General features: G+C 65.2%; 23 protein-coding genes and 1 tRNA gene. 9 read left to right on the forward strand and 15 right to left on the reverse strand.

The window, feature by feature from the left end; translation table 11 throughout:
- Nucleotides 1-36: 36 nt before the first annotated feature.
- The 5 genes from FOZ76_RS25795 to FOZ76_RS25815 all read left to right on the forward strand — a co-directional run bounded on the left by FOZ76_RS25795 (nucleotide 37) and on the right by FOZ76_RS25815 (nucleotide 5,290).
- Nucleotides 37-894 (forward strand): IclR family transcriptional regulator, encoded by an 858-nt coding sequence (locus FOZ76_RS25795; protein ID WP_246129770.1) that lies wholly within the window; start codon nucleotides 37-39, stop codon nucleotides 892-894.
- 53 nt (nucleotides 895-947) lie between these two features.
- Complete coding sequence (locus FOZ76_RS25800; protein WP_246129771.1) at nucleotides 948-2,186, forward strand: CaiB/BaiF CoA transferase family protein; 1,239 nt, start codon at nucleotides 948-950, stop codon at nucleotides 2,184-2,186.
- Between the two features lie 26 nt (nucleotides 2,187-2,212).
- Nucleotides 2,213-3,190, forward strand: coding sequence for a tripartite tricarboxylate transporter substrate binding protein (locus FOZ76_RS25805; protein ID WP_143951149.1), 978 nt, complete (start codon nucleotides 2,213-2,215; stop codon nucleotides 3,188-3,190).
- A gap of 94 nt (nucleotides 3,191-3,284) precedes the next feature.
- Complete coding sequence (locus tag FOZ76_RS25810) at nucleotides 3,285-4,055, forward strand: enoyl-CoA hydratase/isomerase family protein (protein ID WP_170235637.1); 771 nt, start codon at nucleotides 3,285-3,287, stop codon at nucleotides 4,053-4,055.
- 14 nt (nucleotides 4,056-4,069) lie between these two features.
- On the forward strand, nucleotides 4,070-5,290 hold the full coding sequence (locus FOZ76_RS25815; protein ID WP_143951151.1) for an MFS transporter: 1,221 nt from the start codon (nucleotides 4,070-4,072) through the stop codon (nucleotides 5,288-5,290).
- 188 nt (nucleotides 5,291-5,478) lie between these two features.
- Here the strand turns inward: FOZ76_RS25815 and FOZ76_RS25820 are convergent, their stop codons facing one another.
- From FOZ76_RS25820 to FOZ76_RS25845, 6 genes are all read right to left on the reverse strand, one after another.
- Entirely contained in the window at nucleotides 5,479-6,459 is a 981-nt protein-coding gene (locus FOZ76_RS25820) for a Bug family tripartite tricarboxylate transporter substrate binding protein (protein WP_143951152.1), read from the reverse strand.
- Nucleotides 6,460-6,504: 45 nt separating this feature from the next.
- The gene (locus tag FOZ76_RS25825; RefSeq protein ID WP_143951153.1) at nucleotides 6,505-6,975 is read right to left on the reverse strand and encodes a nuclear transport factor 2 family protein; all 471 of its coding nucleotides are present in this window, start codon (nucleotides 6,973-6,975) and stop codon (nucleotides 6,505-6,507) included.
- Between the two features lie 43 nt (nucleotides 6,976-7,018).
- On the reverse strand, nucleotides 7,019-7,978 hold the full coding sequence (locus FOZ76_RS25830; protein ID WP_143951154.1) for a Bug family tripartite tricarboxylate transporter substrate binding protein: 960 nt from the start codon (nucleotides 7,976-7,978) through the stop codon (nucleotides 7,019-7,021).
- 71 nt (nucleotides 7,979-8,049) lie between these two features.
- Nucleotides 8,050-8,910 (reverse strand): fumarylacetoacetate hydrolase family protein, encoded by an 861-nt coding sequence (locus FOZ76_RS25835; RefSeq protein ID WP_143951155.1) that lies wholly within the window; start codon nucleotides 8,908-8,910, stop codon nucleotides 8,050-8,052.
- 12 nt (nucleotides 8,911-8,922) lie between these two features.
- Nucleotides 8,923-9,879, reverse strand: a complete 957-nt coding sequence (locus FOZ76_RS25840) for a VOC family protein (RefSeq protein WP_143951156.1) — start codon at nucleotides 9,877-9,879, stop codon at nucleotides 8,923-8,925.
- On the reverse strand, nucleotides 9,876-11,510 hold the full coding sequence (locus FOZ76_RS25845; protein ID WP_246129772.1) for an FAD-dependent monooxygenase: 1,635 nt from the start codon (nucleotides 11,508-11,510) through the stop codon (nucleotides 9,876-9,878). The genes FOZ76_RS25840 and FOZ76_RS25845 overlap by 4 nt, the downstream gene beginning before the upstream one ends.
- Before the next feature lie 122 nt (nucleotides 11,511-11,632).
- On the opposite strand from FOZ76_RS25845, the gene FOZ76_RS25850 reads away from it, so the two are divergent.
- From FOZ76_RS25850 to FOZ76_RS25860, 3 genes are all read left to right on the forward strand, one after another.
- Nucleotides 11,633-12,529 carry a LysR substrate-binding domain-containing protein gene (locus FOZ76_RS25850; protein WP_143951158.1) on the forward strand — a complete coding sequence of 299 codons (897 nt, stop codon included), beginning with the start codon at nucleotides 11,633-11,635 and terminating at the stop codon, nucleotides 12,527-12,529.
- Nucleotides 12,530-12,734: 205 nt separating this feature from the next.
- On the forward strand, nucleotides 12,735-13,784 hold the full coding sequence (locus FOZ76_RS25855; RefSeq protein WP_143951159.1) for a tripartite tricarboxylate transporter substrate binding protein: 1,050 nt from the start codon (nucleotides 12,735-12,737) through the stop codon (nucleotides 13,782-13,784).
- Nucleotides 13,785-13,810: 26 nt separating this feature from the next.
- Complete coding sequence (locus tag FOZ76_RS25860; RefSeq protein WP_246129785.1) at nucleotides 13,811-14,794, forward strand: TauD/TfdA dioxygenase family protein; 984 nt, start codon at nucleotides 13,811-13,813, stop codon at nucleotides 14,792-14,794.
- Between the two features lie 93 nt (nucleotides 14,795-14,887).
- Here the strand turns inward: FOZ76_RS25860 and FOZ76_RS25865 are convergent, their stop codons facing one another.
- The 3 genes from FOZ76_RS25865 to FOZ76_RS25875 all read right to left on the reverse strand — a co-directional run bounded on the left by FOZ76_RS25865 (nucleotide 14,888) and on the right by FOZ76_RS25875 (nucleotide 19,281).
- Nucleotides 14,888-16,003, reverse strand: coding sequence for a siderophore-interacting protein (locus tag FOZ76_RS25865; RefSeq protein WP_143951161.1), 1,116 nt, complete (start codon nucleotides 16,001-16,003; stop codon nucleotides 14,888-14,890).
- Nucleotides 16,004-16,007: 4 nt separating this feature from the next.
- On the reverse strand, nucleotides 16,008-17,027 hold the full coding sequence (locus FOZ76_RS25870) for an ABC transporter substrate-binding protein (protein WP_246129773.1): 1,020 nt from the start codon (nucleotides 17,025-17,027) through the stop codon (nucleotides 16,008-16,010).
- A 100-nt stretch (nucleotides 17,028-17,127) separates the two neighbouring features.
- On the reverse strand, nucleotides 17,128-19,281 hold the full coding sequence (locus FOZ76_RS25875) for a TonB-dependent siderophore receptor (protein ID WP_143951163.1): 2,154 nt from the start codon (nucleotides 19,279-19,281) through the stop codon (nucleotides 17,128-17,130).
- Nucleotides 19,282-19,490: 209 nt separating this feature from the next.
- Between FOZ76_RS25875 and FOZ76_RS25880 the strand changes: the two genes are divergently transcribed.
- Nucleotides 19,491-20,177: a TetR/AcrR family transcriptional regulator gene (locus FOZ76_RS25880; RefSeq protein WP_246129774.1), complete on the forward strand. Its 687-nt coding sequence runs from the start codon at nucleotides 19,491-19,493 to the stop codon at nucleotides 20,175-20,177.
- A gap of 231 nt (nucleotides 20,178-20,408) precedes the next feature.
- Here FOZ76_RS25880 and FOZ76_RS25885 read toward each other — a convergent pair.
- The 6 genes from FOZ76_RS25885 to petA all read right to left on the reverse strand — a co-directional run bounded on the left by FOZ76_RS25885 (nucleotide 20,409) and on the right by petA (nucleotide 24,626).
- Nucleotides 20,409-20,484, reverse strand: a tRNA-Thr gene (locus FOZ76_RS25885).
- 33 nt (nucleotides 20,485-20,517) lie between these two features.
- Complete coding sequence (locus FOZ76_RS25890) at nucleotides 20,518-21,009, reverse strand: ClpXP protease specificity-enhancing factor (RefSeq protein ID WP_143951164.1); 492 nt, start codon at nucleotides 21,007-21,009, stop codon at nucleotides 20,518-20,520.
- Complete coding sequence (locus tag FOZ76_RS25895) at nucleotides 21,006-21,617, reverse strand: glutathione S-transferase N-terminal domain-containing protein (protein WP_143951165.1); 612 nt, start codon at nucleotides 21,615-21,617, stop codon at nucleotides 21,006-21,008. The genes FOZ76_RS25890 and FOZ76_RS25895 overlap by 4 nt, the downstream gene beginning before the upstream one ends.
- 110 nt (nucleotides 21,618-21,727) lie before the next feature.
- The gene (locus tag FOZ76_RS25900; RefSeq protein WP_143951166.1) at nucleotides 21,728-22,564 is read right to left on the reverse strand and encodes a cytochrome c1; all 837 of its coding nucleotides are present in this window, start codon (nucleotides 22,562-22,564) and stop codon (nucleotides 21,728-21,730) included.
- A gap of 26 nt (nucleotides 22,565-22,590) precedes the next feature.
- On the reverse strand, nucleotides 22,591-23,970 hold the full coding sequence (locus FOZ76_RS25905; RefSeq protein WP_143951167.1) for a cytochrome b: 1,380 nt from the start codon (nucleotides 23,968-23,970) through the stop codon (nucleotides 22,591-22,593).
- A gap of 71 nt (nucleotides 23,971-24,041) precedes the next feature.
- On the reverse strand, nucleotides 24,042-24,626 hold the full coding sequence (petA, locus tag FOZ76_RS25910; RefSeq protein WP_246129775.1) for a ubiquinol-cytochrome c reductase iron-sulfur subunit: 585 nt from the start codon (nucleotides 24,624-24,626) through the stop codon (nucleotides 24,042-24,044).
- Nucleotides 24,627-24,654 lie beyond the last annotated feature (28 nt).

A 24,654-nucleotide genomic window follows, 5' to 3' on the forward strand; every position in this document is an offset into this window, starting at 1 on the left:
AGAGAAATATAGACTCTCTCGCACAATGACAGGACATTGCTGAAAACCGTGCCTTCAAAAGAGTTTCATTCTACAAAACCCATGAAGAACGACGCATCTTCGCCGGGAATCACCGAGACAGCGCCGGCGTCGACGCTGTCGTCCGTCCGCAAGGCGTGCCGGATACTGAAGGCGATCGCCGGCTCGAGCGAGGCTCGCCTCACGTCGATCGCACAGGATACGGGCCTGGACAAGGCCACCATCCTCCGGCTGGTGGACATGCTGGCGGCCGAAGGTTTCGTTGTGCGCGATGCCGGCAGCAAGCTGTTCGGCCTCGGACCTGAGGCCTGCGGCATAGGCGCCGCCGCCATCGCGCGCACCGACATCGCCGCCGTCGCCCGCCCCAGCATGCTGCGGCTGGCCGCCGAGTTCGAAGACACCGTCATGGTGATGGTGCCCAGCAGTTGCTACGCCGTCTGCGTGGGCGTCGAATTGGGTTCGTTCGCATTGCGCGCCAATTACCTCGCCGCCGGGGGGCGCCGCCCTCTGGCCGTCAGCGCGGGCAGCATGGCGCTGCTGGCCACGCTCCCCCATGCCGAGTACGAGGCGGTCATGCCGACCGTGCGCCAATTGATCGCGCCGTATCCGCGCCTGAACGACGCACTGATCGACACCATGACGCGGGAAACACGCCAACGAGGCTACGCGATGAGTATCGACCTGCTCATCGAGCGCGTCGGCAGCATCGGCGTCGCGGTCGTCGATGCTCAGCAGCACCCCTTGTTTTCGCTGAGCATTGCCGCGCTGAGCGAGCGCATCGTCGGGCGCCGGCCTGCCCTGGTTCAGGCACTGCAGCGGGAAGCCGACATCTGCCGCCAGGCCTGGGCTGTCGCAGTCGGCGAACCACGGGACTGAAAGCGCAGTGCACGGCGTCGCCCGCCGATTCTTTCTCTTTGGAGCGCCACCCCATGATGAACACCTCGAACTCCGATGAATGCAGCCATGCGAATGAGGGCGCGGCCGGCAGAATGCCGTTGGCAGGCATCCGCGTGCTCGACCTCAGCCGGGTGCTGGCCGGGCCTCTTTGTGCCCAGATGCTTGGCGACTATGGCGCGGACGTGATCAAGGTGGAGCCTCCAGCAGGAGACCAGGGCCGTTCGTCGGGCCCGCCGTACCTCGACGGCGACTCGGCCATGTACTACGGCCTGAACCGGAACAAGCGCGGCATCGCACTGGACCTGTCCCGACCCGAGGGCCGGGACGTGATGCACCAGCTACTGGGCGACGCGGACGTTCTGATCCACAACTTCAAGCCAGGCACGCTGGAACGCTGGGGACTGGACTACGACACGCTGAAGGCGGACTTTCCGCGCCTGATCATGGTGTCCATCACGGGGTTCGGCGCCACAGGGCCGTTGGGAGGCACGCCCGGCTACGACGGCTCGGCCGGCGCCTGGGCCGGCGTCATCGCGGCCAACGGCAGCATCGAGAGCGGGCCGATGCGCCTTGGTATTTCGGTGGTCGATGTCTCGACCGGCCTGCATGCGGCGCTCGGCGTGCTGTTGGCCTTGCAGGCGCGCAACCATACGGATCGCGGCCAGCACATCGACCTGGCCCTGTTCGACTGTTCGCTGCCTCTGCTCAACCCGCATGTGGCCAACTGGCTGCAAGGCGGCGAGCGCACGCCGCTGACGGGCAATCAACACCCGACCTTCACGCCGATGGGGGTGTATCAGACGGCGGACCATCCGATATATCTGGCGGTCTCCACCGACCGGAACTTCGTCGCCCTGTGCAATGTGCTCGGCCGCCCCGAGTGGGCGGCCGATCCGCGCTTCGCCAGCATGGCCGCGCGTGCACGCCATCGGACCGAACTGATCGAGCTCATCACCCAGGCCTTCTCCCGGGAGAAGGCACAGGAGCTGGCGCTGCGGCTCAACGCCACCGGCATTCCGGCTGGCGCGGTACTGCATGTGGCCGAGGCACTGGCGCACCCGCATACCCTGCATCGCAACATGTATGTCGAAGTGGACGGCTACCGGACGATCGGCTTGCCGATCAAGCTGTCCGACACGCCCGGACAGATCCGGCGCGTGCCTCCGGCTTTCGGCCAGCACACACACGAAGTGCTGGCCGAAGCGGGCCTCGACGAAGAAACGATCACACGACTGCAGGATCAAGGAATCAGTCCTGAACAACGCGGCTGACCCACCACAACAGCGAGGAGACCACCATGTACAACATCCGACCCTGGAAATCAGCGGTCGCCCTGACGGGCATACTGCTGGGCGCGCCGATGGCGGCACTGTCGGCCACTTACCCGTCCAAGCCCATTACGCTGATCGTTCCATTCGCCCCCGGCGGCATGGCGGATCAGGTGGCGCGAGTCATCGCTCCGGCCATCCATGCGGAGTACAAGGTGCCGGTCATCGTGGAGAACAAGGCGGGAGCAGGCGGCTCGATCGGCAATCACGCGGTGGCCAGCGCCCCCGGCGACGGCTATACCCTGCTCGTGGCCAGTGCCGGCATCACCACCGAGGCAGCCACCCGCAAGAATCTTCCGTACGACATGCGCACCGACCTGGCGGCAGTGACCCAGTTGGTCGTGATGCCGAACGTGGTCCTGGTCAATGAGCGCTTCAAGGCGCAGACACTCGGGGACCTGATCAGCTATGCGCGGGAAAAACCCGATACGGTACTGGCAGGGTCGTCAGGCATAGGCAGTTCGACGCACTTTGCCACCGAGCTGTTCAACGCCACCGCCGGCATCAAGACCGTGCACGTTCCTTACAAGGGCGGAGCGCCGACGTGGCAAGCGCTGATGGCCGGCGAGATCAACATGTTGATCGACCCGCTGCCCAGCGCCAGAAACCTGGTGAACTCCGGCAAGGTCCGCGCGCTTGCCTTGGCCGCGGCCGAACGTTCGCCGCTCCTGCCCGATCTGCCCACCACGGCCGAGGCGGGATTGCCCAGCTATGGCTCGGAGATGTGGTTCGGCCTGTTTGCTCCCGCAAGCACGCCGCCCGAACTGCTCGATCGTATCCAGCAGATGTTTCGCCACGCTCTGGACGACGGCAACGTCAGGAAATGGAGCCTGGAACACGGGCTCAGCGTGGTGGGCAATTCGCCCGAGGCGTTCCATGCCGCCAACGCCAAGGAAATCGAACGCTGGACGGAACTGGCCCGCCTGCACCACATCGAGGTCGATTGAGTACGCATGGACATACGAGCCGCTTCCGCCTGAAGGCGGGAGCTTGCCTCGGCCCATGGTCGCACGACACCGCGCAGCAGATATAGGACATGACATGAAGGAACGTTTTTTCAAGGGCAGCGCGCTGGAGGTGACCCGCACCGGGCCGGTCGCCACGGTCACGTTCATGCGCGAACAGCAACGCAACGCGCTCAACGCAGCCCTGCTGCATGAACTCGACGACAGCATCCGTCTGCTGCGCGCGGCACCGGACATCACGGTCGTCATCCTGACCGGAGGCGAGCGCTACTTCTCCGCAGGAGCGGACCGCAAGGACCCCGCCTTGTTCGGGGAGCATGACCCGCAGCAACGCCGGCTAGGGTTGATCGCGCGTTCCGACATCGCACGCAGTTGGGGTGAGCTGCCGCAAGTGACGATTGCGGCGATCGAAGGCTATGCCGTGGGCGGAGCACTCACCATCGCGCTGAGCTGCGACTTTCGCGTCATGGCCGAAGACGCCTTCATCTACGTACCGGAGATCGACATCGGCATGCCCTATGGCTGGAGCACGCTGCCACGGCTGGCGGCGCTGGCCGGCCCATCGGTGGCGCGCAGGCTGGTGATGCTGGCGGAGCGGATCCCGGCGCCGCAAGTGCTGGAGTGGAAACTTGCGGACTATCTGACGGCGCCGGGGCTCAGCCTGGCGCGAGCCAGCGAACTGGCGAGTCAGTTGGCGGCCAAGCCGGCATTGGTGCTGTACATGCTCAAGCGATCGATCAACGCCTTGCAGAACGCACTTTCGTCCCTGGCCAGCCACGGCGAAGCCGACCAGGCAGTGCTGTGCCACCTGGCATTGTCGGGCGATCGGCATACCGCTGCCCAGTAACGGAGGCGGCTGCTTTGGCGCAGGAGTTCGACGCGACACCGGCTCGCCCCTTCCATATCCTGCCGGTCATCGTACTGTCGCAATTCGCGGGCACCTCGCTCTGGTTCGCCGGCAACGTCGTGGCCGCCGATCTGGCGCAGGGCCTCAGCGCGGCCTGGCTGGTCAGCGCAGTACAGCTCGGGTTCATCTCGGGCACGGTGGTGTCCGCCTGGCTGCGTCTGGCCGACCGCTACTCTGCCAATCGCTTGTTCCTGTGCGCATGCTGCGCCGGCGCACTGTTCAACGATCCGCTGACCGTGCTCGCGCTGCGCATGGACAGCTCCGCGGCCGTACTGGCGCTGCGCTTTCTGGTCGGGGTGTCGCTGGCGGGGATCTACCCGATCGGCATCCGGGCGGCCGCCGGCTGGTACCGGCAGGGGTTGGGCAAGGCGCTGGGGTACCTGACCGCCGCGCTGGTACTGGGCACCGCCTTTCCGCATCTCGTGCGCGGACTGGGAGCATCGCTGAGCTGGCAGACCGTGTTGCATGCTTCGTCGCTGCTGGCCCTGCTCGGCGGATTGGTCCTGTACTGGACGGTGCCCGAGGGGCCGCACCTCAAACGAGGGAGCGAGTCGGAGAGGCATGCGATGGCGGGTCTGGCCGTCGTCTGGCGCCAACGACCCCGCTTGCGGGCGGCGGCCTGCGGGTACTTCGGGCATATGTGGGAGCTCTATGCATTCTGGGCGTTCGTCCCCGTCTATCTTGCCGGATACTTTCACCTGCATGGGCAAACGCCTTCGGCCTCCATCGTGTCGCTGTGGTCGTTTGCCGTGATCGCAGCCGGCGTGCTGGGCTGCGTCATAGGCGGCGAGGTCTCGCAGCGGCGCGGCAGCGCATCGGTTGCCGCGACCCAATTGTCGATATCGTGCGCATGCTGCCTGCTGTCGCCGCTCGCCTACTGGCTGCCCACTCCTCTCTATATTGCCTTCCTGCTGCTGTGGGGCATTGCCGTCGTGGGAGATTCAGCCCAGTTCTCCGCGCTGAACGCGCAAGCCGCGCCGCCGCAGCAGGTCGGCAGCGTGATCACGCTGGTGAACTGCATCGGCTTTTCCATCACCGTCGTCAGTATCCAGTTGACCGGCATGCTGGCTGAGCTGATGCAACCGCGCTACCTGCTGGTGCTGCTGGCAGTGGGGCCGTTGGCCGGCTTGGGAGTGTTCGTGCGCGGGTATTCGAACGAGAAGAAGACGGCTTGAACCCTCGACGGCCTTGGCCGCCCCGGAGTGTGCGTGGCGGGCGGGGCAAGCCCGCTGTCCGGACGTGACAAACCCATATCTCCACAACCGCGCACTGGGCTTGAAGGCTCGCGGGCAAGCTTCTCGAGCTCGTCGGCCCGCCCCGGCTCCCCGACAGGGGAGCCGTCGCATCCTTGCCGGCTCAGGCATCAATCCACGAGCAGATCGACTTCGCCGAGCAGGCCAGCCCACACGTTGTATTCCTTCTCGAAAGCCGTCTTGAGATCCACGCCGCCGCCTGGCGAAGGAATGGCGCCCAATGCATGGAGCCTCTGCGCGACATCCGGCATGCCGAGCACCTTTTGCACATCGTCCGCAATTTTCTGCGCGATCTCCGAAGGGACCCCGGCCGGCGCGAAAAGACCGAAGGATTCAACCGACTCGAACCCCGGAAACACGGACTCCGACAGCGTGGGGACATCCGGCAACCCCGAGAAGCGGCTCGAGGACGTGACGGCCAAGGGACGCAGGGTACCGGCTTCGATGTGGGAAATCACGGATGGAATCGCAATGATGAGCAGTTGCACCTGATCGCCGATGAGGTCCGTCACGGCTTGTGCGCCGCCTTTGTAGGGAATGCCCTGAACGTCGATCCCGGATCGGTACTTCAGCAGCTCCATCGTGCGATGGCCATTGGTCAGCGGCACCGGGATCGCATAGTTGAGCGCTCCAGGCCGGCGTTTTGCGAAGTCGAAAACTTGCTTGACGTCGCCGACCTGGCCGAAACGCTGGTTCGTCACCAGGACACCCGGCGCCGTGGCAACGGGCGCCACGGGGGTCAAGTCCTTCTGGAAGTCGAAGCTGAGGTTCTTCCGGACCAGCGGCAGAATGGCATGATTGCTGGGGAAAAGGCCCAAGGTGTAGCCGTCGGCCTTGCTGCGCGCCAATGCTTCGGTGGCAATGATTCCCAGCGCACCGGGCCGGTTCTCGACCACGACGGTCGTCGCCCAGGTATCTGCCAGTTTCTGCGCGACGAGCCTGCCGAGTAGGTCTGCCGTTCCTCCCGCGGTGGTGGGTATCAACAGGGTGACCGGCCTTTCCGGAAATTGCGCTCTGGCCGATGGCGACATCAAGGCAAATGCCGTTGCCGCCATGGCGATGAAAACTTGGAATGCTCGAAACTTGCTCATGTGTCTCCTCCTGCCTGGTTTGGCGGTATTCCGTGCCGCTCCCGCTCAGGCGGAATTGCGCTGCAACATGCGGTAGGTTCTATCGGTCCCTTCCGTGACGTGTGCCAGAACCGAGCGCTCGCAGATCATGGCCATACCGTCCTGGATCCGGATCTTGTCGATATAGCGGCCGAAGACGCGATAGCGGCCAGCGTCGACCAACTGATGTTCCGCGACGAAATAGGCGGTGGACTGCAGCAGTTCGGAATCAGGCAGCGTGTGCACCACCGGCGGGGAGACGTTGTGGCTGGTGCGTTGGAAGACACTCAGCCGCTCTTCGAAGAAGCTTCTGATCTCGCCATGCCCCTTGTGCTCCGCCGTCGGGGAATAGATCCATCTCGCCTGAGGATCGAAGAACGAGAGCAGCGCGTCGAGATCGGCGCGGTCCAGAGCGTCCGCGTACCCCTGGAGTGCCTCGTTGACAGCGGCCCAGGTGGCGAAATCACGGACCAGGGTTGCATTCGGTTGTCTTGTCATTTCCTGTTCTCAAAAAAATCCTTGAACTGCCGGGTTCGGCGTCCTATTGGGGTTCGATGCCGGCGAGCTGCGCGTCCTGCTTCCAGCGTTCGATCTCCCGGGTGATGAAGGTCTCGAAATCGCTGCCGTACAAGGGCGCGACGGTCTGGTGCATGGCCTTGACCTGGCCGACGAAGTCGCTGTCCTGGAACGCCTTCCGAAAGGCGTCCTCGAGCTTGGCCAGCACCGCCGGCGGCGTGCCTGAAGGCGCGACGATACCCTGCCAACCCATGACATCCGCATCTCGCACGGACTCGCCGAGCGTGGGTATGTCAGGCAGCTCGGCCAGCCTGCGGTCTGCCGTCACCGCAAGTGCCCGGGCACGCCCCGACTGGATCAGGGGGACTGCGACGGGCAGGTCGGCGAACGTGTAGTCGATGTGTCCGCCCAGCATGTCGGTGACCGCTGCAGGGATGCCCTTGTAGGCCGCGTTGACGACGTTCAGGCTCGCGCCGCGGGCGAGCTTGGCTGCGGCGACCTGCGAAGCGGCCGAGCCATAGCCCACGGAGAAGCTCCGGTTCGCGTCGGCCTGCAAGGCAGCCACATCGGCGTAGGGCGACTCGCTGCGCACCAGAAGCATCATGGGCCCCGTGCACAGGCGCACGACCGGAGCAAAATCCCTGAGCGGGTGATAGCCGGCGTCCTTGTACAAGGCCACGTTGGCCGCGTGCGTCGTGTTGGTCGCCAGCGCCAGGCTGTAGCCGTCCGCCGCCGCACGCGCCACTTCCATCGTACCCACGACGCCCAATGCGCCTGCACGATTCTCGACGACCACGCTGCGCCCGAAGATCTTTTGCAACTGCTGCGCGACCAGGCGGCCGAGCATGTCGGGCCCGCTCCCGGCGGGATAAGGCACGACGATCCGGATGACGCGTGCGGGATAGTCCGATTGCCCCCAGGCGATCCTTGCCGCACCGAAGCCTACCGCAGCTCCTGCTGCGCATACGAAAGCTCTTCTTTTCATGTTGCACTCCTCCTCAGCCACCGCACTCGCCGGTACCGGTCGAGCCGGCCAGCATCGGTGATGGACCCTTGTCAAGCTTCAGCCACGATCCCGTTGCGAAGCACGCCGATGTTCTCGATCTCGACTTCGCACACATCGCCGGGCTTCATCCACACCCTGGGCGTTCGCGCCAAGCCCACACCGGCCGGTGTGCCGGTGATGATGAGATCGCCGGGCTGCAGCGCCATGGCTTCGGAGCAGGCGGACACCAGCGTAGCCACATCGAAAATCATGTCCGCGGTGTTGGCATCCTGCATCGTTTCTCCGTTCAGCCTGCATTGGATCCGCAGGCCCTTGGCACCGGCGGGAAGCTCGTCGGCCGTCACCATCTCCGGGCCGAAGCCGCCGCTCGCGTCGAAGTTCTTGCCGAGCGTCCATTGATTGGTCCGCAACTGATAGTCGCGAATCGAGCCGTCGTTGAAGATCGAGTAGCCCGCCACATGGTCGAGCGCGGAGGATGTCGGGATGTACCGTCCGCCTTTGCCGATGATCGCCACCAGCTCGGCCTCGTAGTCGAACTCGCGCGACACGCGCGGGCGCACCAGCGGCTGGCCGTGCGCCACCCAGGACGACGGGTAGCGCTGGAACACCACGGGGTGGCGCGGCAGCTCGAACCGGCTTTCGGCCGCATGATCCACATAGTTGAGCCCGATCGCGAACGCCTTCGCCGGATTGCCGACTGGCGGCAGCAGGCGCAGTCCGTCGATGGGCAATACGCTCCTGGCCCTTTGCTGCGCGGCGCTCGCTTGCGCCATCCCGGACTCGCCCTGGCGCAGCAGCTCGTCCAGCGTATCCGGCAAGCCGTCCGCGCTCAGGTCGACGATCCGCTCGGCGTCGAGTCGAGCACCGATGGCGGGGCGGCCGTCCTCGTGTGCAAAAGCAATGAACCTCATGTTGAATCCCTTTCAGGTCGGTGACTTTTCGTGATTGATGAAAAACTCGTCCGGAACGCTCGGCCCCCACACGTGGAGCGCATCGTGCGCTGGGTGGTCCGCCGATGGCCAGACCGTGTCGTGAGGGATGTAGTCGATGTCGAAGGAGTACTCGGCGTAGCTGCCCCAGGGGTCGCGGACGTAATGGAAATAATTCGAACCGAGCACGTGGCGACCCACGCCCCAGCCACGGTCATAGCCGGCCTGTCGCATCTGTTCGGCACCCATGCCCACCTCGTCGATGCTGCCGACGTCCCAGCTCGAATGATGGAGGCCGGCATGGCTGGACTTGGCGAATGCCACGAGATGATGATCGGAGCCGTGTACGCCGTGCAGAAACGCCACGCCGTCACCCGAGCGATCGGACAGACGCAGCCCCAGGACTTCTTCGCAGAAGCACACCATGGCCAGGACGTCCGGGCTGAAGAACAGCACATGCGACAGGCGACGGGGCCGCACCTGCGCTACGTCGCTGCGGCAGGAGGCCGCCCTCTGCCCCGGGGCGGCGGGCAACCGGGAGGTAGGCTCAGACTTGGCGTCGGGCATTACTTTCGGCGAGTCCAGCAACTGGATGAGCGTGCCGTCCGGACTGCGCAGCCAGAGACCCTCGCCGTCGGACCATGGATGCGGCGCCGCCCCGATGTTCCGCTCGGAGATGCAGGTGCGCATCCGTGCAAGATCGTCGGCGTAGACCCCGAGGCTCAGATACTCGAAGCGTTTCGTTTCGCCCGTCGCATGGACCGACGCCCAGCAATGCGGATGGCCCGAGGTGTACAGGTCCAGCCGATCCTCTCCGGCACGCCGGACTTCCAGTCCGAAGGCCTCATAGAACGCCTGGGCCTCGGACAGTTCGGGTACGGAGAATACGAACCGGTTGACGGAATGCACGCCGGTGCCTTCGGTACGACACCCCGCTGCGATCGATGTCATCTTGTCTCTCCCTGTGGAATGGCGGCGCCTGCGACGTGCTCCAGCACGCTGCTGCCGGGCCACGCGTCTCCCCGCCAGGCCACATGCTGATCCGGCCGGATCAAGGTCAGGCGCGCCGGATACTGATTGGCCACCCCGCCCTCGGTCGGCCGAATCACGGTAAGCGGCAAGCGCCGCGCTTCTGCCTGTGCCGCGGCGGCTTCGATATCTTTCTCGGACGCCGATGCCGAAGCCAGCAATGTGAACCCCTGGCCGAAGTGGTCGTATAGAGAACTGCCGTCGTGCAGCCAGGCGTGCGGGGCCAAGGCGCCGGGCCTGGACGTCGGCACGTAGTTGATGAAATCGCGTGACGCTGCCGGGCTGCCATCGGGAACGACGATCGGAGAATCGACATATTGGTAGCCAAGCACGACACCCAGGGTCGAGAACTCGCGCATCTTGGCCGCCAGGATGCGCTGCCCGACCTCCCGGCGGACCTGCTCGCCCGTCTCGTCCTGCGCCTCGATCTGGTCGGCAAGCAACTGATTGCCCAACATGGAGTGATTCAATACCGCCTCGTCCAGCACCCATTGGTGCACGGGGCGCCGCTCGATCTCGTAGCTGTCGAGAAGCCCCGCCCCGCCCCACCCCTGCAGTGTGGCGGCCAGCTTCCAACCCAGGTCCACGCTGTCGCCGATGCCCATGTTCATGCCATAGCCGCCGAACGGCGGGTGCAGATGGCAGGCGTCGCCGACGAGGAATATGCGCCCCTTCCGATAGCGATCGCCCAGCAGCCGGCTGGCGACCCATTCGTCGCTGCTCAGCACCTCGTAAGACAGGTCGATACCCGTGGCGCGAGCAATCAGGGAGCGCGCGTCGACGCCGCTGGCCAGCAGGCGCTCGTCCACCTGCGTGGGCATGAAGAACCAGGTGTCGCCGCGGTCCATCGGCCCGATCAGGCTGGGCACGTCGCGATTGATCTGCCAGTACATGATGGCGGGCCCGTGGCGATGCGCCTGCGCCAGGCCAGGGGCGCGAAAGACGATGTTGAGATTGCGCGAAAGGCCATACTGCCCTTGCATGCGCGTACCGATCAACTCGCGAACCGAGCTGCGCGCGCCGTCTGCCCCAACGGCATACCCTGCCCTGACCTGCACATCGCGTCCATGCTGCAAGTCGCGCAGGACGGCCGTGACGCCCTGCGCGTCCTGCCCCAAGTCCAATAGCTCGCACTGAAACCGGATCTCCACGCCGGGCAGGGATTCGGCGTGCGCTCGCAGTATGTCTTCGACCGCGTACTGTGGAATCCACTGCGCATGTTCCGAGTACAGCGGATTGCGTCCAGGTGCGCAATACATCGCATTCTCGTGCCGTGCCAGCCCCGGGCCTGCCAGCCGCGTGCAGAACACCACGTGAGAAGGATGATCGATGCCCAGAGGCGCCGCGGCCCGCAGACGGTGCGCGATCCCCCATCGGCGAAAGTGCTCGCAGGTCCTGACATTGGTTGTCTTGGCCCTGGGCGCGTAACCGACTCGGTTGTTGCGCTCGACCAGTAGGCAAGGCACGCCGCGGTGTCCCAGCTCTATGGCCAGCCCGAGCCCCGCCGGGCCGGCTCCGACGATCAACACTTGCGGCGACGTTTCTTCGCTCACCGTTTCCTCTCCCATGTCACCGGCACACGATGCGGCGATAGGGGGCCATCTTAGGAAGTTCGATATGATTCATAAAGATGGCAAAATCTTCGTACCGATATCAATAATGAATCACCAGGGCCATGAAACTCAATGTCTTGAGGGACTTCGTCGCGACCGCAGAGCGTGGCGGCGTGCGGGCGGCTGCGCGCTTTCTCGGCGTTCCCCAACCCGCGATCTCGCGCAGCATCCGCGAACTGGAAAAGGAGCTCGATGCGGTTCTCTTCGAGCGCGGTGCGAAGGGCGTCAGGTTGACACCGGTAGGCACGGTCTTTCTGCGCCGTGCCACGGCGATACGCAGGGAACTGGAACGCGCCCAGGAGGAGATCGAACAATTACGAGGCACGGCCAATGGACGGGTCACTTTGGGCATGTCCATCGTTCCGCACCTGGCGCTCTTCTCGGACGTGCTGCAAACGTTTCGTCATCGCTATCCGGATATCCATCTGGAAGTGGTCGACGGCGTGTATCCGGTCATCGAAAGCGCGTTGCTGGACGGCAGCATGGATTTCTACATCGGCCCGGTGCCCGCCAAGCTGCCCGGCGAACTGCAAGTCGAGAAACTGTTCGACAACACGCGCGTGATACTTGGCCGCACGGGCCATCCACTGGCTGGCGCAACGTCCTTGCGTGAACTGGTCGACGCGCAATGGATCACCACTTCCATCACCCACAAGGCCGAAGAAGAGCTGGGCCCGCTCTTCGAAAAATACGGGCTTGCGGCACCGCACCTGGCCATGAGGGCACAATCGGCACTGACCTTCCTCACCGCGATTACGCACTCCGACCTGTTGATGATGCTGCCGGTGCAATGGCTGCGCTACCCGCTACTGAGCGCGGCTTTTCAACAAATCACAGTCCAGGAACCGCTGCCTGCGCCCCCCATCTGCATTGTCCAGCGCACGGGCTTTCCGCTGACGCCGGCGGCCGAGTACTACTGCACGTTGGCGCGGCGCGCCAGCAGGCATATTTCACATTGAGATCGGCTTGCGGCAAACGGGGCGTATGCATGCTGCGGATCCACGACGCCTGGAACCCGGGGGAGGAACTGCAGCGCTGCGCGAGCGGGCATCTAAGCTTATGCCCGTTAATTCATGACGGATTCTTCGTTCCACCTGCCCGCCCCCGCTCCCTAGACTGCGAGGTTCAGCGTGCATCGCGCGCAACGAACACTCGGAGTCTGTCATGCGTATTCCCATCAACCGCCCCTGGTCGCAGCTACTCGCGCTGACCCTGCTGGCCTGGACCGGCGCCCTGCCCGCGGCCCAGGCCCAGGCCGAGCCCGTGCCAAGCTGGCAGCCGACCAAAGCCGCGGAGTTCGTCGTTCCGGGGGGCGCAGGTGCTGCGTTGGATCTGGCCGCACGCAAGCTCACCGACCTTCTCGCCCGAGAGAACCACACATCGCCCTTCGTGGTGTCCAACAAGCCGGGCGCGCACTCGATCCAGGCGCTGGAGACGGTATACCGGCAGGCGGGTGACGCCCATACCCTGATCACGCTCAGCAGCGGCTACGTGACGAGCCAGGCGCAGAACGCACTGCCCGAACACCTGCAGACGCTGACGCCGCTGGCAACCCTGTTCCGCGAGTTCGTCGCTGTCGTCGTGCGTGAAGACTCCCCGATCCAGGATGTCAACGGTCTGGTCGCCGCGCTCAAGCAGGATCCGGGTGCCCTCTCCATCGGCATCGCCAACACCCTGGGCAACCACATCCACCTGGGCGCCGCACAGCCGCTCAAGCAGGCCGGCGTGGACATCGCGCACCTGCGCGTGGTGCCGTACAAGTCGTCGGCCGAATCCATGAGCGCGCTCGTCGGCGGGCATCTGGACGTCGTGGCTGCGACCACGCCCAATCTGCTGCCCTACCTGCAAAGCGGCCGGGTCCGCGTCATCGCCATCGGCGCGGAGCAGCGCCTGCAAGGTGATTTCGCGCAAGCGCCCACCTGGAAGGAACAAGGCATCGACTACGTGAATCAGGCCTACCAGGGTGTGATGACCGTTCCCGACGCTACGCCGGCACAGGTGGCCTATTGGATCGATGCACTGGAGAAGGCGACGCAAACGCCTGACTGGCAGGCCTTCGTCACGCTCAATCAATGGGAGCCCTACTTCCTCGGCCCCGACGAGACCCGTCGCGCCATTGCGCAGCAGACACGCCAGACACACGAACTGCTGGCCGAACTGGGCCTCATCCCCGACGCCGCCCCAAGACACGTGGCGCAAGCCGCCGCCCGCTGAACATCCGCGAGGAGACAATCATGAACATGGCACTCGAACGCACGCCCCTGGACCTGCTCGACGATCGTCTGCACGCCGCACTCGCAGGCACGCCGCACGTCCGGGTCGAACCGCAGTCGGCACATATCGGCGCGTTGATCCAGGGATTGGATCTCACCCGAGCGTTGAGCGAGGCGGACGTCGAAACAGTGCATGCTGCCCTGCTGCGCTGGAAAGTGGTGTTCTTTCGCGATCAGCCGCTCACCCACGAACAGCACATCCGCTTCGCCCGGCATTTCGGCGAGCTGACGCTGGGCCACCCGGTGTTCGGCCACGTCGACGGGCACCCCGAGCTGTACTCGATCGCCAAGCACCGCAAAGCCAATCGCCATACCGGCGAAGCCGAACGACGCCCGTGGACCGGTTGGCACGCAGACGTCACCGCCGCGCACAACCCGCCCGCGGCCTCGATCCTGCGTGGCGTGACCATTCCGCCCTATGGCGGCGACACCCAATGGACCAACCTCGCAGCCGCCTACAGTGCGCTGTCCGAACCCTTGCGCAACTTCATCGACACCTTACGCGGAGAGCATCGCTTCAGCCCGCCGCAAGGGGCACAGGCTTCAGACGAATATCGCGAACTGGTCCAGCGCAATACCCTGGTGAGCGAGCACCCGCTCGTCACTGTCCATCCCGAAACGGGCGAGAAGGTGCTCTACATCAGCCCGGGTTTCCTGAAGACGCTGCGCGGCCTGCGCACGCGGGAGAGCCGCGTGTTGCTGGAGTTCCTGTGGGAGCACTCCGTCAGCAGCGAATTCACCGTGCGCTTCAAGTGGGAACCCGGCTCGATCGCGTTCTGGGACAACCGCAGCACCGCTCACGTGGCCCCGCAGGACATCTTTGCACTGGACTTCGACCGCCAGCTCTATCGGGCCACCCTGGTCGGCGCGGTCCCCGTGGGCGCGGACGGACGCGCATCGGTTGCGCTCGAAGGCGATCCGATGCTGGCCGCGCACGGCGCGGCGTACTGACGGACTGAGCACCGCCACCAGACGCAGAGCGGCCGGGACGGTGCAACCATCCTGGCCACGCCACCGCGCCGATCAGGTCATACCGCAGCCCATCTACGGCAGATAGGCCTCGCCCCCGATCTCGATGATCTGCTCTTCGCTCAAGGTGCGATGCCAATGCGAGTACAGCACCTGTTGCGATGCCGGCAGCCCGACATTCTGCTTCAGGTAGCGGTGAATCTCGCGAAAGGACCGGTACTCGCAACCGCCCCAGACTAGGACCCCGCTGCGATCCGCCGGCCATGCAATGCCATGGACAGCCTGCGCAAGCAACATTGTCGAGCCGGCCGCGGCGCCGGCGCGATGCAGCCAATGCACGCGCATGCCCGCCCGCGGGGCCAGCGCCAGTTCAGCCTCGCTGTCCTGTACCTCGATGAAGGCGACGCCGCGGGCATCATCCGGCAGCCTCTCCAGGATGCGGGCAATGCCCGGAAGCCCGGTCTCATCGCCGACGAGCACATGGAACGATGCCGGTTTCAAGCCGCCCGCGGCCGGGCCGATCACCCCCACGCGGTCCCCCGGCGCCGCGCTCAGCGCCCAGGCAGTCGCGGGGCCGGCCGCCGCGTGCAGGCAGAAGTCGATGGAGAGCTGCCCTTTGTCCGCATCGACGTGCCGGATCGTATAGACGCGCGTCGGCAGCTTTCCACCCGGCCAGACCACGTGGCCCCGCTCATCCAGCATCGGCCACACCGGCTCGTCCACGCCCTTGGGTGCGAAGATCAACCGGCAATGCATCTGGTCGATGCGGTCCAGGTGCGCGAGATCGTCACCCTCGAAGACGATGCGGCGCATCGACCTCGTCAGCGACCGGACCTGAACGACGCGCACCTCGCGCAGGTCCTCAACCGGCGCGAGGCCCGCGACACCGCCATGCCAATCGATGTCGAGCCGCTCGCGGGCAGCGATGAACCCGATGGGCCCGGCCACCGCATGCTTCATGCGATTGAGCCTCTGCCAGCTCCGGGCTTCGACGCGAACCAGCAGCTTTCCTGGTTGGACCTCGAGAAAAGCGTGGCCGAACGACGACGCCACGGCATAACCCTTTGCGTCCGGCGTGACCGTCATGTCGTGCGTCGCAAGCGATGCCAGGATCGGCGCGACGTAATCCGCCACCGCAGGAAAATCGATGGTGGCAGAGGCCGTACAGGTTGGCGGCACAGTATGGTTCATGGATTCACTCCTGGATCGAGACCCACAGCGGCCCCTCGATCGGCACGGCAAGAAAGCGTCGATTCAGTTCAGCCAGCGTGGCTGCGGGATCGAGATCGCGCAATCGTTCCGGGTGAAGCCATTTGGCTGCGATTTCGACAAAGAGCACATTGAACGGCGGGCTGGTGATGAGACCCGTCCAGATCCCGTGTACCCGATGCCGGCGCACGCTGGGCAGGCTGGCGAACCCGGTCCGCGCGACGAGGCGTTCCAATCCGTCCCTCCCCTCGGCCGCCGGGATACCCGGGCCGATGGCCGGCCGTCTGCCTGCGGACCACCCTCCCCCCGATGCGATATACACGTCATGCGGCGTGCGGACCAGATATTCCAGTTGCAGCTTCTGGAACCAGGGCGCCGTCACCGCGGGCAGTGTCGTGCCGCCTGCCAGCGTCAGCAGCTCACCCCAGACCTGCGTGCCGGCCACCCAGCAACAGTCGTCCAGCGTCGACTGCACTTCCAGATAGGTGGTGACCGGTGCCGCACCTTTCAGACGCTTGGCGACCTCGGCCAGATGCGCATCGGCGAAGGCCGAGAATGCCGTGGCCTGCTCACGGGCACCGAGAACATCCCCCCACATGCGCACTTGCCTATGCAGGTTCTCGACCGGGCCAACGGGTGCGGACGGCACCGCGTTGCTGGCAACCTCGCTGAAGACCACAGGTATGCCCAGCGCGGACAGGCGCGCCAACAGGGCGTCGCTGCCTTGCGGCACCATATACGAACTCGCCACGACGAGATCCGGCGACAGCGCCAGAATGCCCTCCACCGAGAGCGTCTCCGGCGTCTGCTGGCCGACCACAGGCATCGGCCCGCCTCGCTCGAAACTCGCCTGTACCTGCGGGCTGTCGATACGGTCCACCGCCGCCCAGCCGACGACCAGCGAGGCAGGGTCCGGATGCAGCATGGCCATGCAGAGGATGTCGCGCGCCTCCAGCAACACGATGCGTCCGGGCAGGCGGGGCAAGGTAACGGAGCGGCCCGCCATGTCCGTCACCCGCCGAGGCTCGTCCGCCCGCACAGCCCACGTCGCCCCAAGGCTGCTCACCAGCAGGCCACCGCAGAACCGACGTCGATTCATCCCACCCTCACCAGCGATAGCGCAGACCGGCCACCACCTGGCGTCCGCTGCCGTATTGGCAGAAGTAGTCCGAGCTGCAACTGGCGTAGTAGGCCTTGTTGAACACGTTGTTGACGTTCAGGCGCCCCTCCAGGCCTTTCATGCCCGGATTCATCATGCCGAAGTCATAGCGCAGGGCCGCGTCGAACAGCGTGTAGCCATCCGCTTTCACCGTATTGGCATTGTCGGCATAACTGGAGCCGACGACGCGGAGACCGCCACCCACCTTCACGCCTTGCAGCACGCCGTGCCCGAATCCATAGTTGGCCCAGACAGACCCGAAATACGCCGGCACCGCCTGCGGGCGATTGCCGCGGTTGGCCGCGACGGCGGCTTCGGCAACCTTCGTGTCCAGCAGCGTCAGCGCCGCGATCAGCTCCAGGCTGGACGTCACCTGCCCGCGCGCTTCGAACTCGAGACCGCGCGAGCGGATCTTGCCTTCCTGGGTGTTGAAGCCCATCAGGTCGGGCACCAAGGCATCGCGCTGGCGAATATCGAAAGCCGACGCCGTGAACAGGGCGTTCATTCCCTTCGGCTCGTACTTCACGCCGACCTCATACTGACTTGCCTTGCTGGGCACGAACGGCGAACCCGTCGCATCCACCCCGACATTGGGCTCGAACGAGGTGGCATAGCTTGCGTAGGGAGCGACGCCGTTCTCGAACAGGTACAGCAGCCCGGCACGATAGCTCGTCGCCGCACTCGATTGCTCGCTCGCGCTGCCGGCAAGGCGATTGTCGGTGTCCTGACGGGTCCAGTCCCGACGCGCGCCCAGCGTCGCGCGCAGCCCGCCGAACTGGATCTGATCCTGCACGTAGACACCCGTCTGGCGCAGCTTCTGGCCACTGTCGATGATCGTCGTCAGCGAGCCGACCGGCATTCCATATTGCGGGTTGGTCACATCCAGGGCCGGCGCCGGCCCCCAGTTGTATTGCCAGTTGCTGCGCGAGTGCTGATAATCCAGGCCCGTCAGCACGGTGTGCCGTACCGTGCCGAGGCTGAGGTCGAACTGCGCCTGGTTGTCCATCGATACACCCTGGACATCCTCGATCGAGCGCAGGGCCTGACGCGCAATGGTGCCATCGGCGGCCAGAGGTGCGGCCATCTGCAACGACTGGAAGTCGACATCGACATCGGCATGGCGCAGGCGCGAGCGCAGGATCAGGCCGTCGTTCACCCAGTGCTCGAACTGGTAGCCGACGCCGCGCTGCTCGCGTTCGAAGGCATCGTAAGCAGGGTCGCCGATGTTCAGCTTGCGCCCCAGCATGCCCTGGTATCGGGGCGGCGCGAGAAAGGTCGGGTACAGCGAATTGAAGTAGCCGCCGTCAGGGTCCTTCTGATAATAGGCGGACAAAGTCAGCACCGTGTCGCCATCAGGCTGCCAGGTGATCGCGGGCGCCACCGCATAGCGGCCTTCCTTCACCCCGCTGTAGCGGCTGTCGGCCCGACGCCCGATGGCGCTCACGCCATAGCGCAGCGTGCCATCCTGATTCAGCGCCCCCTGGCTGCTGAAGCCCACCTGGGCCCGGCCGTCCGTCCCGCCTTCCACGAGAATCTCGTGCGCGGACTCGGCCGACGGCTGCCGGCTCACCTGATTGACCAGCCCACCCGGGCTGATCTGCCCGTACAGCAATGCCGACGGACCCTTGAGCACATCGATGCGATCCAGCAGATAGGGGTCGATCGACGCCTGGGCGAACGCCTGGCCCCCCGGCAGCTTCAGGCCGTCGAGGAAGTTCACATACTGCGTGGCCGTGCCGAACGCACCGAAACCCCGCAGAAAGACCGAGTCGTAGCGCGTGTTCGCATCCCGATCGGACAGCACGCCGGCGGTATAACGCAAGGCCTCGCTCACCGTCTGCGGCGCCTGCTCGTCCATCTGCCGCCGCGTGATCGTCGAGACCGACTGCGCCGTCTCGAGCGCAGGCGTACTGCTCTTGGTTGCCGACGACGTTCCCGGCTGGTAGATGCGGTCGCCTGTGCTCAACGGATCACCCGCCACGCCCGTCACCACCACCGGGCTCAACTGCGCCGGGGCGCCTTGTGCCTGCGCCCCGAACGCGGCCGCCAGCAACCCGGGCAGCGTGCCGAGAACCCAGGCCTTCCGGATACCACACGCCATTTCCACACCCTATTGCAAATGAAAATGAATCTCAGTTGCAATGATGATCCCATAAACGGGACTCAATCGTCCAGTTAATTTTTGAGAAAAATCGATCAATACCCCTGTTTGAACGGGTGACAACTGGATTGTTGCGTATGGTTGTTTGCTGCCGAGGTCGGACTCCGGGACAATGACCAGCATCGACACCGAGAAGCCGAACCGACCGAATGGCTACACCCACGACTGGCACGAGCCCCCTTTCCGATCCACCGCCCGCCCCGGCCCGCAAATCGCGCGGCGGACGCCCCACCAAAGAAGCCGCCGCGCAGATGGAGCGCCGCATCCTCGATGCTGCGGCGGGCTTGTTCGCCGCCCAGGGCTACGCTGCCACGTCGATGGAACAGGTCGCTGACGCCTGTAACGCCGGCAAGGACACCCTCTATCGCCGCTATCCGTCCAAGGGTGCCCTGTTTACCGCGCTGATGGACGCCTGCCGCGCCGACGTGCTGGCGGAGTTGCAGGCCTGTACCAGCCCGGCCGGCCCCCCGTTGGAGCGCCTGCGCCAATACGCCCGCCTTCTCCTGGAGATCAACCTGCGCCCGCAGCTCCTCGCCCTGAACCGCGTCGCCCTCGGCGAAGCCATCCCTGCCAAGGGCGTGCAGCCCACCCCGACCGCCGACGACCCCTTCATGCGCCACATGGCCGAACTGGTCCGCGAAGCCCGGGCAGCCGGCGCCATCGTCGAGAGCGATGCACTCTTCATCGCCGAACAACTTCTCTACGCCACCTCGATCAAACCCCTGATCGCCACGATGCTGGGGGAGACCGGCTACACCGCGCCCACCGATAGGCAGGCGTACTTTGATCGCGCCTGGCACCTGTTCATGGGTGGCGCACAACCGCGTCCTGGCTGACGATCCGGCCGAGGAGGCCGTGACCGCGAGGCATGCGTAGCTGTCCGGCCTGACCATAAGGACGACCCAACGGATAAGGACAACCCAACGCAGGGCTCATATGTTGGGGGCAGCTCCCGAGACGGTAGCTGTCACAGCCTGAGCAGGGTCGAAGCCGGGATGAGGCATGGCGAAAACCCCCAACATCAACGCGGGTTCCGCAAACTTTCCAAGCCTTGGGGGGAAGAGAGATGGTGCCGGCGAAAGGAATCGAACCCTCGACCTTCTCATTACAAGTGAGCTGCTCTACCAACTGAGCTACGCCGGCTGGGTGCGCCCCGGGTGACGGGGCGGCGGTATTCTACTTGATGACCTTCAGCTTGGGACGCGAACCGCCGTCCTGCGGCGGCGAAGGCGGCGGCTCTTCGGGCGGGCCGTCCGGGGAATGCTCGGGATCGGGCACCGACGCCAGCGCGGGGCGATCGGGGTCGGTTTCCTGCGGGGCGGCCGGGCCGTCGTCGGCGACGGCTTCTTCCTCGGGTGGAACCAGCTCGAAGGCCATGCCCTGCCCGGTTTCCTTGGCGTAAATGGCGCGCACGGCGCCCACCGGCACGGAGATCTGCCGGGCGACGCCGCCGAAGCGGGCCTGGAACTCGATGAACTCGTTCCCCATCGTGAGCTTGTGCGTGGCCAGCGCCCCTACATTGAGGGTGATGGCGCCGTCGCGCACGTGCTCGCGCGGCACGACGGTGTGCGCGTCAACGACCACCGTGATGTACGGGGTGTAGCCGTTGTCGGTGCACCATTCGTGCAGCGCACGGATGAGGTAGGGCTTGGTCGAGGTTTCCGTCACTTGCGCATGACCTTTTCGGACGGTGTGAGCGCCTCGATGTAGGCCGGACGGGCGAAGATGCGCTCGGCGTACTTCTGCAGCGGCGCTGCGCTGCGCGGCAGCTCGATGCCGTAGTGATCCAGGCGCCACAGCAGGGGCGCGAGCGCGACATCGAGCATCGAGAACTCTTCGCCCAGCATGTATTTGTTCTTCAGGAACATCGGGGCGATCTGCGCGAGGCGGTCGCGGATGTTCTGGCGCGCGTGCTCAAGGGCCTTCTCGTCGTTCTGGGAGGCACGGCTCTCTAGCGTGCTGACGTGCACGAAGAGTTCCTTCTCGAAGTTGTAGAGAAAGAGGCGGGTGCGGCCGCGCATGACCGGGTCGGCCGGCATGAGCTGCGGGTGCGGGAAACGCTCGTCGATGTACTCGTTGATGATGTTCGACTCGTACAGGATGAGGTCGCGCTCGGTCAGGATGGGCACCTGGCCGTACGGGTTCATCACCGAGATGTCTTCCGGCTTGTTGTAGAGATCGACGTCGCGGATCTCGAAATCCATACCCTTCTCGAACAGCACGAAGCGGCAGCGCTGCGAATAAGGGCAAGTGGTGCCCGAATAGAGGACCATCATGGCGAGATTTCCAATTGCAAACCTGCAATTCTATGCGAAAGGCCAGCGCGATGCGAGCTTTCGCGCTGGCCATCCGGGTGAAACCGGCCCCGTGAGGGCCGGCGGCAGGATTACTTCACGTCGCGCCAGTACACGGCGTTCAAGCGCCAGGCGACGACGAGGAAGATGGCGAGGTAGAGCAGCACCCACATGCCGATGCGCTTGCGCTCCTGCTGCACGGGCTCGCCCATCCAGGTCATGAAGGCGGCCAGGTCGGCCATCTGGCGGTCGTAGTTCTGGGCCAGCCTGGCGTCGGCCGCCTTGAACTCCGCGCGGGTGCTGGCGTGCGGATGGCCGCTGACCGGCTCGGCGGCCACCGTGAGGTAGCCCTGAGCGTCGTAGGTGCGCACTTGGCGCTCCCAACTGCCGTCATCCTTCTGGTGCACGGTGGTCATCACCAGTTCGCGCGGGCCTTGCTGCTGCCACAGGACGTGGGGCATGGCCACGCTCGGAAAGACGAGGTTGTCCCAGCCCGTGAGCTTGGAGGCGTCGCGGTAGAACGAACGCATGTAGGTGTAGATGTAGTCGCCGCCGCTGGGCCCGGCGTTCACCGACTTGGCGCGCGCGATGACCGACAGGTCGGGCGGCGTGGTGCCGAACCAGGCCTTGGCGTCGGCCGGCGTCATGGCGATCTTCATCATGTCGTTGACGGTCTCGCCGGTGAAGAGCAGGTGCTCGGAGATCTGCTCGTCGGTGAGGCCGATCTGGCGCAGATCGCTGTAGCGCACGCTGTTGGCCGAGTGGCAGTTCAGACAGTGGTTGATGAACAGCTTCGCGCCGTTCTGCAGGGCGGCGAGATCGTTCAGGCGATAGGGAGCGCGCTCCAGGGGCGCGCCGCTCTCGGCGGCGTGCGCCGGCGGCAGGGCCGCACAGACCAGGAGGGCGATGGCACCAAGCAGCTTCTTCATCGTGTTTTCCATCGTATCCGCGGGGCTCAGTGGGCGTGGTACGTGACGCGATCGGGCACCGGCTTGAAGGTGCCGAGCTTGCTCCAGAACGGCATCACCAGGAAGAAGCCGAGGTAGATGATCGTCCCGATCTGCGACATGAGGTTGTAGGTCGGGTTGGGCGCTTGGGTGCCCAGGAAGCCGAGGACCAGGAAGTTCACGATGAAGATCGCGTAGAGCACCTTGTGCCAACCGGGCCGGTAGCGGATCGAGCGTACGGGCGAATGATCGAGCCACGGCAGGAAGAAGAGGATGACCACCGCGCCGCCCATGGCCGCCACGCCCCAGAACTTGGCGTCGATGGCGCGCAGCAGCACGGCGATCACGACCAACACGATGGGCGCGATCAGGCGCGCCATGCCGCGCAGCCGCCAGGCCAGCGCGAGCGCGCCGAGCACGGCCAGCCCGGCGAGTACCCAGGTGAACTCGTCCGTGATGGCGCGCAGCATGGAGTAGAACGGCGTGAAGTACCACACCGGCGCGATGTGCGGCGGGGTCTTCAAAGGATCGGCCGGGATGAAATTGTTGTATTCGAGGAAATAGCCGCCCATCTCCGGCGCGAAGAAGACGATGGCCGCGAACACGATGAGGAACATCGACACGCCGAACACATCGTGCACCGTGTAGTAGGGGTGGAAAGGCACCCCGTCCAGCGGCACGCCGCGGCTGTCCTTGTACTTCTTGATTTCCACGCCGTCGGGGTTGTTCGAGCCCACTTCGTGCAGCGCGACCAGGTGCGCCACGACCAGGCCGATCAGCACCAGCGGAATGGCAATCACGTGAAAGGCGAAGAAGCGGTTGAGCGTGGCGTCGGATACGACGTAGTCGCCGCGTATCCAGATGGCGAGGTCGGGCCCGATGAAGGGAATCGCCGAGAACAGGTTGACGATGACCTGCGCTCCCCAGTAGGACATCTGGCCCCAGGGCAGCAGGTAGCCGAAGAAGGCTTCGGCCATCAGGCACAGGAAGATGGCGACGCCGAAGATCCAGACCAGTTCGCGCGGCTTGCGGTAGGAGCCGTAGAACAGCCCGCGCAGCATGTGCAGGTAGACGACGACGAAGAACATCGAGGCGCCGGTCGAGTGCATGTAGCGGATCAGCCATCCGCCCGGCACCTCGCGCATGATGTATTCGACCGACTGGAAGGCCCGTTCGGCGTCGGGCTTGTAGTGCATGACCAGGAAGATCCCGGTGACGATCTGGATCACCAACACCAGCAGCGCCAGCGACCCGAAGATGTACCAGAAGTTGAAATTCTTGGGTGCGTAGTACTCGGAGACGTGCGCCTTGTAGGTGGACGACAGCGGAAAGCGCGCGTCGATCCATCCCATGAGGCCTGTCGTCTCGATCTTTTTCTCGCCAGCCATGACAGCGGCTCCTTATGCGTGGCGGGTTGTTCGATCGCGCGGGCAGACGGTGCCGCGCGCGACGGCACGGCCTAGGCCTTGTTGTCTTCGTCGACGCCCACGACGAGGCGGGTATCGGAGACGTACTCGTAAGGCGGCACTTCGAGGTTGTCCGGGGCGGGCTGGTTGCGATAGACGCGGCCGGCCAGATCGAATGAGGAGCCGTGGCACGGGCACAGGAAGCCGCCCTGCCAGGACGCCGGCAGGCCGGGTTGGGCCCCGCCCTGCAGGTGGGGTGTGGGCGAACAGCCCAGGTGGGTACAGATGCCGACGGCGACGAAGAGCTCGGGCTTGCGCGAACGCCATTCGTTCTGCGCATAGGCCGGCGTGAAGCCGGGCCGCTCGGAGCCCGGGTCGGCGACCAGGTTGTCGGTGCGCTTGAGCGACTCGAGCATGTCCGGCGTGCGGTGCAGTATCCACACCGGCTTGCCGCGCCACTCCACCGTGCGCAGCTCGCCCGGCGCAAGACCGCCGACGTCGACCTCGACCGGCGCGCCCGCGGCGCGGGCCCGGCCCGAGGGCGCAAAGGAAGAAACCAACGGCACGGCAGCGCCCACGCCGATGAGCCCGCCCGCCGCACAGGCGGTACCGACCCAGAAACGGCGTTCCGCGTCCATGGGCGGCTTTGCGTGCGGTCCTAGAGGA

It is taken from the genome of Verticiella sediminum, assembly GCF_007558815.1.
GTDB classification, from domain to species: domain Bacteria; phylum Pseudomonadota; class Gammaproteobacteria; order Burkholderiales; family Burkholderiaceae_B; genus Verticiella; species Verticiella sediminum.

Bases quoted from the DNA above. Each gene is read 5' to 3' on its own strand.
- FOZ76_RS25855 (WP_143951159.1), top strand. From the start codon at position 12,735: ATGCGTATTCCCATCAACCGCCCCTGGTCGCAGCTACTCGCGCTGACC.
- FOZ76_RS25880 (WP_246129774.1), top strand. From the start codon at position 19,491: ATGGCTACACCCACGACTGGCACGAGCCCCCTTTCCGATCCACCGCCC.
- FOZ76_RS25830 (WP_143951154.1), bottom strand. From the start codon at position 7,978: ATGAAAAGAAGAGCTTTCGTATGCGCAGCAGGAGCTGCGGTAGGCTTC.
- FOZ76_RS25800 (WP_246129771.1), top strand. From the start codon at position 948: ATGATGAACACCTCGAACTCCGATGAATGCAGCCATGCGAATGAGGGC.
- FOZ76_RS25870 (WP_246129773.1), bottom strand. From the start codon at position 17,027: ATGGCGGGCCGCTCCGTTACCTTGCCCCGCCTGCCCGGACGCATCGTG.
- FOZ76_RS25865 (WP_143951161.1), bottom strand. From the start codon at position 16,003: ATGAACCATACTGTGCCGCCAACCTGTACGGCCTCTGCCACCATCGAT.
- FOZ76_RS25810 (WP_170235637.1), top strand. From the start codon at position 3,285: ATGAAGGAACGTTTTTTCAAGGGCAGCGCGCTGGAGGTGACCCGCACC.
- FOZ76_RS25905 (WP_143951167.1), bottom strand. From the start codon at position 23,970: ATGGCTGGCGAGAAAAAGATCGAGACGACAGGCCTCATGGGATGGATC.
- FOZ76_RS25895 (WP_143951165.1), bottom strand. From the start codon at position 21,617: ATGATGGTCCTCTATTCGGGCACCACTTGCCCTTATTCGCAGCGCTGC.
- FOZ76_RS25805 (WP_143951149.1), top strand. From the start codon at position 2,213: ATGTACAACATCCGACCCTGGAAATCAGCGGTCGCCCTGACGGGCATA.
- petA (WP_246129775.1), bottom strand. From the start codon at position 24,626: ATGGACGCGGAACGCCGTTTCTGGGTCGGTACCGCCTGTGCGGCGGGC.
- FOZ76_RS25900 (WP_143951166.1), bottom strand. From the start codon at position 22,564: ATGAAGAAGCTGCTTGGTGCCATCGCCCTCCTGGTCTGTGCGGCCCTG.
- FOZ76_RS25820 (WP_143951152.1), bottom strand. From the start codon at position 6,459: ATGAGCAAGTTTCGAGCATTCCAAGTTTTCATCGCCATGGCGGCAACG.
- FOZ76_RS25840 (WP_143951156.1), bottom strand. From the start codon at position 9,879: ATGACATCGATCGCAGCGGGGTGTCGTACCGAAGGCACCGGCGTGCAT.
- FOZ76_RS25875 (WP_143951163.1), bottom strand. From the start codon at position 19,281: ATGGCGTGTGGTATCCGGAAGGCCTGGGTTCTCGGCACGCTGCCCGGG.
- FOZ76_RS25860 (WP_246129785.1), top strand. From the start codon at position 13,811: ATGGCACTCGAACGCACGCCCCTGGACCTGCTCGACGATCGTCTGCAC.
- FOZ76_RS25835 (WP_143951155.1), bottom strand. From the start codon at position 8,910: ATGAGGTTCATTGCTTTTGCACACGAGGACGGCCGCCCCGCCATCGGT.
- FOZ76_RS25825 (WP_143951153.1), bottom strand. From the start codon at position 6,975: ATGACAAGACAACCGAATGCAACCCTGGTCCGTGATTTCGCCACCTGG.
- FOZ76_RS25850 (WP_143951158.1), top strand. From the start codon at position 11,633: ATGAAACTCAATGTCTTGAGGGACTTCGTCGCGACCGCAGAGCGTGGC.